We start from the raw sequence: 6,830 nt of genomic DNA on the forward strand, positions 1-6,830 counted from the left end.
AGTTACAGGCTCAAGCAACACCAACCCGCCGCAACTACGGCACACTAGAACCACACGAAAGTGGCCCTGTTTTCAGTTGGCACAAATGGCCCCATTTTCAGTTGGCGTTAACACGAGTCAGCGGCGCGTTCTCAACAAGATCCGCGGAAACACTGGGGCCAAGGTTGTGGAATGGCGCCAACCCAACTGGAGTATCACACCAGGGCGACGGAATCTACTTGCAGGATACGGGCAAATCCACGCTCAGGCCACGGCTGGCTCTCTACGCCTATCCGGTGGCGTTCACCAGCACCGAAGACATTGCATTCGAAGCATCTTTCACGACGACGGGTACTTTTTCCGATGAAACACGATCACTCGATGAGATCGAGTCGAAGCTGGTGAGACTCGAACGCATCTGGGTTGTCACGGCCAGCTCAACAGATACCGATGCTGCCCGAGAGATAAACGTGGCCTTCCACACGATGGAGTTCTTCAACACCAGCTCGCACCACACGAATCGTTCCGTCATCACCCTGTTTGAACGCTAACGCGGGACGGTCAACGCCGCGCGAAGACCAGCACGGATCCCGGCGCAACCGCTGGGCCAAGATAATCGGTGCATCATCCACCGTTTTCATCGTCGCGATGAAGACGTTCAGGCCACGAACTTTGGAATAGCCGTAACCCGAGCCTTGCTTCTGATACCCGTACACTTCGATGATCGCGATCTTCTGCACAAAGCTGCACGACCGGCTCCTCAGGCCACTCATTGCAGCAAATACGCCCCCAGCACCAGCCCTGCTGCGCCAGGCATTGAAGACCATCGAGCAACACATCGGCAGCTATATCAACGACGCCCACATAACTAACGCTGCCTAAAACTCGGTACAAACGCCCGACTTCTGGCCCCCAAGAAAACTAGCGCGGGACACGCGACGCCTTTACTGCCTGGAAGTATTCTCTTGCCGGCCGCAGCCACACGAGCACGGTCGCGACGACCGCGGCAATGGCCTGGAGCGCTCCAAGGCCGAAGCTGCCTGCGACACTGGTGAGCGACAGGGCGGCAAGAATCGTGAGGACAATGCGGGCCCATCCGGCGCCTCGCTTCATGAACAGCGCGAAAATGACGAAGGCGATAATCCAGATGATCGCGCCGATGATCGCCACGATGATCACCGTGGTGATCACGGCGTCGATCGTGCCGGTGGAGACGGCCACGCCGGATGTCGCGAGCTGACTCTCGATTACAGATCTGTCAGCGCCCGCGGTCGCTGCGCGGACAACGCCACCGATCAGCGCCGCGAGGGCTGCAAGGAGGTAGAGCCAGAATGCCATCCTCACCTGCTGAGGCTGGCCAACGGGGGCAGACGATGGCGTGGACTTGACAGAAGGTGCGCTCGGAAGGCCAGTGGGTTCGCTCGTACCAGACGAATTGCTCATTCTGTCACCGTAGCCCGTATCTGGCAATAGTGCAGATTCCGCGAGCACATTGACTCGATGTACTACGTCGTGCACAGCGTCGAGGGAGTCCGAGGTGATCTTGGGCTTGCCGTCGACTCGGGCCATTCACGCAGGTATCAGTACGGTTTCCCGTTGATCGTCTTCTTATACAAACTAGCCATGCTTTAGCTCAGACGCTATTTGGGGCCAAAAGTCCGACCCACATGCGGAAGAACACCAGATCAAACCTGATATCCGCATCGGAGCAATCCGGCGAACCTGAAATAGCTAGGAAACTCCCGCTAGTGCGTGCGGAACCGAGCGGTCATTGGGCAGTCGAACGGATCTCGTGCGGCCAGTCCTACCTTGTTGAGGTAGGCGATGACGATGCCGTAGCTTTCGAAGACGCCCGTCTCGGTGTACTTCACGTCGTGCGAGAGGCAGTATCCCTTAGCGATCACCTGCGCCTGGCGCAGGTACGGGCGTGCCATGTTCGGGAACAGATGGTGCTCGATCTGGTAGTTGAGACCGCCCATGTAGTGGTCGATGAAGGTACCACCGCGAATGTTGCGGCTGGTGAGCACCTGGCGACGAAGAAAATCGACTCGGCTTTCAGCCGGGAGCTGCGGCATTCCCTTATGGTTGGGCGCGAAGGTAGCGCCCATGTAGACCCCGAACACGGCCATTTGTACGCCAACGAACGCAAACGCCATGCCGAGCGGTAGAAAGTAGAAGATCACGGCGAGGTAGAGCGCGAGGCGCGTCACGAGCATGGTGATCTCGACCCAGCGTTCGCTGACCTTGTTCTTGCCGAAAACGGTCTTGAAACCCTGAATGTGCAGGTTGATACCTTCGAACATCAAGAGCGGGAAGAACAAATACCCTTGCTTGCGGGTGATGAAGGAGCCGAGCCGGCTGACCTGCTTCGCGTCATTCTCAGTGAACACGATGAAGTCGGGCTCGATATCGGGGTCCTTGCCAATGACGTTCGGCTGGGCGTGGTGACGGCTGTGCTTGGTCATCCACCAGGCATAGCTGATGCCGACGAACAGGTTGGCCAGGATACGACCGGCTCGGTCGTTGGCTTTGCCAGAGGTGAACACGGCACGGTGCGATGCCTCGTGCGCGAGAAAGGCGAATTGGGTGAAAATGAGGCCGAGGGCAGCGGCGATGATCAGCTGATACCAGGTGTCACCGAGAAAAACGAACCCAGCCGCTGCGCCCCCGGTGGCGATCACGAGCACAGAGAACACTATCCAGTAGAAGCCGGTGCGTCGACCGAGGAGGCCCAGATTACGCACAGTGTGCAAGAGCGCCGAATATTCGGTCGTGGGATTCTTGGTATCTCCACCAGGTCGGGTCCGGATGATGCGGACAAAGGGAGCGGCTGTTATTTCCGACATGAAGCCTTAGAGGTTCGGGGCTTCTCAGCCGGGGCGTGAGCAATTACTCGTGGAGCAGATGATCGTCAGTCTACGGTCGCCGACTCCGAATCCGCGCTTAATTTACACGCCATTCCCAGTCGCTATATGCCAAAAATGGAATGTAGATGACCGATCTATCTCCAACTCGGCACCCAAATATGGGCCTGCCAAAAGGCGAATGGTGTTTGCATTCCAATCCACGGCGGGAAGAAGAATACGGTCAGCATGAGTGCGAAGCCAGCCCCACGACAACAGTGTTGAAGGCGTTAACCTGTTGCTCAAGGTCGGTTTCGTGCACCTACGAATGTGCTGAACGCCGGCGTATCAGCCGTGCTTGATCTGGAATTCGGCGTTCGACCAGCCTGATGACGAAGGTGAGCCCGAGCAGCAGATAGAGCTCAAAGGCGATCGTATAGAACTGAAACACAGTGCGGTTCAGATACATCAGCCAGGGTAGATACCCAGCGACCATTCTCATCAGGATGAAGCCGGTAGACCAGGTAGAACAGTGCGGCCGTCGCCGTCCACCAAATCAACGGATTGCTGACGGAGGTGATGACTTCCGAACAGCTTTGAAACTGGCAGCCGAATTCGCCCTCGCTTGAACCGCAGTAATACATGCTGGTCGGTCGGATCATGAACAGCTAGGTCAGTGGGTTGGCTTGGTATGGAAGCAGAGTGGCCAGACCTACGTGGTACGTATAGACGACAGTCTGGTAAAACCAGAAGCTTTGGATGGTGTGCGGAGCCCCGACCAGCGGCCCGGTCCGGGCGGAACCGGCTGAATCGGCCCAGTCACGGTAATACCCGCCGCGAGTAACAAAGTAACCCGCCCAGGATACGAGGAATGTCGTGACGGCCAAGGGAACCAGCAGCAGAAAGGTAATGGGGGCGTGTTTGAGAATGGCGGCGCTGAGCCAGGATGACATGCCGTGCCGCCGTCGGGCAAGCGCATCGACGATGACGAGGTAGATGCCGAACGCGGCGACAAAGTACAGCCGGGACCATTTGAGCGAGCTGGTCAGTTTGAACGCGAGGCCGGCGGCCAATAGCCACGGTCGCCACCACAGCGCCTGGCCGGGGGCCGGGGTATCCGCCCTTGAGATGCTCATCAATCGGATCGCAAGCCGGTGGCGTACCGATCTCGGTCCATCAGAACGGCGCCGAACCGAGCAGCGCGAAGGACATCACGAAGTTATCGAGCAGCGCCACGCGGCTCATAACGATCGCGTGGCCGTCGATCGCGAGCAGAAACCCGGCGATCAAGGCCAGCAAATGGGACTGAAACAGCTTCTTGGTAATGAGCATGATGAGCACGACAGTGAGTATCCCGACCGCAACTGTGGCCAGCCGCCAACGTCACGGGTTGCCGGGCTGAGCAGATTCATGCCGAGCGCGATTAGCCATTTGTCGAGGGGCGGGTGTACGACGAACGACGGGTCCATAGTAAAAATGTCCGTGTGCCCGGCCTCGACCAGCGGATTGGCGTCTTGAGGCCAGGTGGATTCGTATCCGTTATTGAACAGGATCCAGGCGTCCTTCACATATAAAGTCTCGCCGAAGACGAGCGTGTGCGGTGCGCCGAGGTTCCACAAACGTAACACGGCGGCCAGCAGGACCACAGCGAGGTTCGCGCCCTAACGAACCCATCGACTTGTTGCGAGCACGTGGCTATCTATCGTATTGAGTGGGCCGCACTGAGTGGTCCGTGCCGATCACAGGTGGTGTTTGACTCGTGCTGCCGCGAGAACTGTACCATGATCATCATTCATTGCTGCAACCCCGGCCGGAACCGCGGCGACGCCTCCCGGCGCCTGATCCACACCCTGAGCACCATCACCGTCGTGGCCGCCGGGGACACCCGCGTCACCGTACACCTGTGCAAAGCCCTCGCAATCGAGAACCGACCGAAGCTCATCGCCCTGCACGACCACAATGAACGCGGCAAAGCCGTCGAACTCGTCGGCCCCGCCCGCGACATCGACTTTCTCGTGCTCAGTGACGCCGGAATGCCTAGCGTCTCCGACCCCGCCTTTCATTTAGTGGATGCCGCGGCCGCAGCTAGCGTGCAGGTCACAGCAGTACCCGACCCCTCGGCAGTACTGGCCGCCCTTGCGGTCTCCGGGCTGTTGACGGACCGATTCACTTTCGAGGGGTTTCTGCTGCGCAAACATGGCGAACGGGTCAAACTGATGCGGGACCTCGCCGTCGGACACCGCACCATGGTGTTCTTTGAATTGCCTAACCGACTCGCCGATTCACTGCTCGACCTGGCGGCGACGTTCGGAAACGACCGCCGGGTCGTCGCCTGTCGCGAACTGACCAAATTCTGCGAGGAGGTCAAACGCGGCACCGCGAGCGAACTGGCCGAGTGAGCGGCGTGTCGGTCGAAAGTGCGAGGGCAAGAGCTTCGGGCGGTGCAGGATGCAGGTGATCACTGACGCGTCGGGCGCGTCCCCGGCCGGGCGGACCTTCCTAGACCGGGAGCTGTACCTGCCCAAAGCCTGGATCGACGACGCCGAGCGGTGCAAGCGGGCGGGAATCCCCGAGGACCGGGTGATGGCCACCAAGCCCGTGCTGGCCACCGAGATGATCGAGCGCGCCCGGGACGCCGGCATTGAGGCCGAGTGGACCACCGGGGATGCCGTCTACGGCCAACACACCGGGCTGCGCCGCCGACTGGAAGCCCGCGGCATACATTACGTGATGGCCGTGGCCATGAACCAGCGCGCCATCACCCCCACCCCGAGTTCATTGGGCGCCGAAGGGCGGGCCGATCAGCTCTTCGCCGCCCTGGACGGGAGGGCCTGGCGCACCCGCACCGCCGGTACCGGCATCACGGGCGAACGGCTCTTCTCATGGGCCAGGATCCGCATCAATGGCCCCGCCGAGACAAGCGAACACTGGCTGCTGGCCCGCCACCCCTGAAAGACCCCACCGACCTGGCCTACTTCATCTGCCACGCACCCGAGAACGTCACCCCGATCGAGCTGGTCCGTGTCGCCGGGGCCCGCTGGGCCATCGAGGAAACCTTCCAAACTTCCACAGGCGAAACCGGGCTCGACCACTACCAAGTACGACAATATGGGGTGTGATTAGTAGTGGAACGAAAACGTCCGCTACGCCGCGTTCCACTACTACTCAGATCCCTTATTTGGTCGCAGAGGGGTCTGATCGTCGGGCCTTTCTGGTCGAAACCTATGGGTTGTCTGGCCGGCTGGCAGACTAGAGCTGGTGTCGGCTGGCGGCGCCGCTACGGGAGGCGAATTTTATGCGGCCTAGGACCTGGTTCCTCAGTGGCGGCGTGCTTGCTCTGATCTGCGTGTGGGCTGTGGCGCACGTCCTGCCGGAGCAACTCGCGTGGATACCTCCGGTCCTATACGGCCTACTCGTCGTTGCAGCCGGTGTGGGGTCACTGCAGATGCGCAAGTCGATCGAGCGGCGCATGGCTGAGGGACCATCAGACAGCAACGCGCCGGATCTGACGGTCAACGCTCGTGCTGACTCCTTCCCGGTACTTCTGGTCATGAATACCGTGCTCGGCGCGTACCTGGTCAACAGCGGCGTGTTTGTTGCCGGCCTCGCCTGCCTCGGCATAACGGTGTTGGCCGTCGCCTGGTTCGGGGTTCGCTATCGTCTGCTGCGATCGCGCGCGTAGTGGAACGAAACTTAGCAGTTCCACTCCTACTACTCAGGCGCCGTGCTTTCGCGCTATGTCCGGTCGCAACTGCTGCTGGCACACAATCCTCCGCACCTTCCTGCTGCGGCCGGTCACCAGCTTGGACCACTTTGGTCGCCCCGCACTATCGGAGCGGCAGTTGTCACCGGCGTCCCACTCCGACTGCTTTCGGCCGTGAGAATGCGGTCTTGAGGGATACTTTGTTCGTGTATTCGATGGACCCGTACCGGAACAGTCGCACGGCGAGCTGCAGCACGATAGTGCTTAGTAGGAACAGTTCCGTGATGACGATGGCGGCTTCCCAG

6 protein-coding genes and 2 pseudogenes are annotated in these 6,830 nt (G+C 60.0%); 4 read left to right on the forward strand and 4 right to left on the reverse strand.

What is annotated here, in order from left to right:
* A pseudogene (locus CXY72_RS19890) lies at window positions 1-530 on the forward strand (hypothetical protein); the annotation flags it as partial.
* A gap of 370 nt (window positions 531-900) precedes the next feature.
* Here CXY72_RS19890 and CXY72_RS19050 read toward each other — a convergent pair.
* From CXY72_RS19050 to CXY72_RS00345, 4 genes are all read right to left on the reverse strand, one after another.
* The gene (locus tag CXY72_RS19050; RefSeq protein ID WP_158252399.1) at window positions 901-1,323 is read right to left on the reverse strand and encodes a hypothetical protein; all 423 of its coding nucleotides are present in this window, start codon (window positions 1,321-1,323) and stop codon (window positions 901-903) included.
* Window positions 1,324-1,724: 401 nt separating this feature from the next.
* Window positions 1,725-2,825: an acyl-CoA desaturase gene (locus CXY72_RS00335; RefSeq protein WP_104125753.1), complete on the reverse strand. Its 1,101-nt coding sequence runs from the start codon at window positions 2,823-2,825 to the stop codon at window positions 1,725-1,727.
* A 665-nt stretch (window positions 2,826-3,490) separates the two neighbouring features.
* Window positions 3,491-3,958 (reverse strand): hypothetical protein, encoded by a 468-nt coding sequence (locus tag CXY72_RS00340; RefSeq protein WP_146070972.1) that lies wholly within the window; start codon window positions 3,956-3,958, stop codon window positions 3,491-3,493.
* Between the two features lie 40 nt (window positions 3,959-3,998).
* On the reverse strand, window positions 3,999-4,196 hold the full coding sequence (locus CXY72_RS00345) for a phospholipid carrier-dependent glycosyltransferase (protein ID WP_255409242.1): 198 nt from the start codon (window positions 4,194-4,196) through the stop codon (window positions 3,999-4,001).
* 407 nt (window positions 4,197-4,603) lie between these two features.
* Between CXY72_RS00345 and CXY72_RS00350 the strand changes: the two are divergent.
* From CXY72_RS00350 to CXY72_RS00360, 3 genes and pseudogenes are all read left to right on the forward strand, one after another.
* Window positions 4,604-5,215, forward strand: a pseudogene (locus CXY72_RS00350) (16S rRNA (cytidine(1402)-2'-O)-methyltransferase); the annotation flags it as partial.
* A 61-nt stretch (window positions 5,216-5,276) separates the two neighbouring features.
* Window positions 5,277-5,774, forward strand: a complete 498-nt coding sequence (locus tag CXY72_RS00355) for a transposase (protein ID WP_158252400.1) — start codon at window positions 5,277-5,279, stop codon at window positions 5,772-5,774.
* Between the two features lie 343 nt (window positions 5,775-6,117).
* A complete protein-coding gene (locus tag CXY72_RS00360) occupies window positions 6,118-6,504 on the forward strand; it encodes a hypothetical protein (protein WP_146070973.1) in 387 nt (128 codons plus the stop codon).
* Window positions 6,505-6,830: the final 326 nt, after the last annotated feature.

Source organism: Cryobacterium sp. Y57, from assembly GCF_002929505.1.
Lineage (GTDB): Bacteria > Actinomycetota > Actinomycetes > Actinomycetales > Microbacteriaceae > Cryobacterium.

Bases quoted from the DNA above. Each gene is read 5' to 3' on its own strand.
- CXY72_RS00340 (WP_146070972.1), bottom strand. From the start codon at position 3,958: ATGAGCATCTCAAGGGCGGATACCCCGGCCCCCGGCCAGGCGCTGTGG.
- CXY72_RS00335 (WP_104125753.1), bottom strand. From the start codon at position 2,825: ATGTCGGAAATAACAGCCGCTCCCTTTGTCCGCATCATCCGGACCCGA.
- CXY72_RS00360 (WP_146070973.1), top strand. From the start codon at position 6,118: ATGCGGCCTAGGACCTGGTTCCTCAGTGGCGGCGTGCTTGCTCTGATC.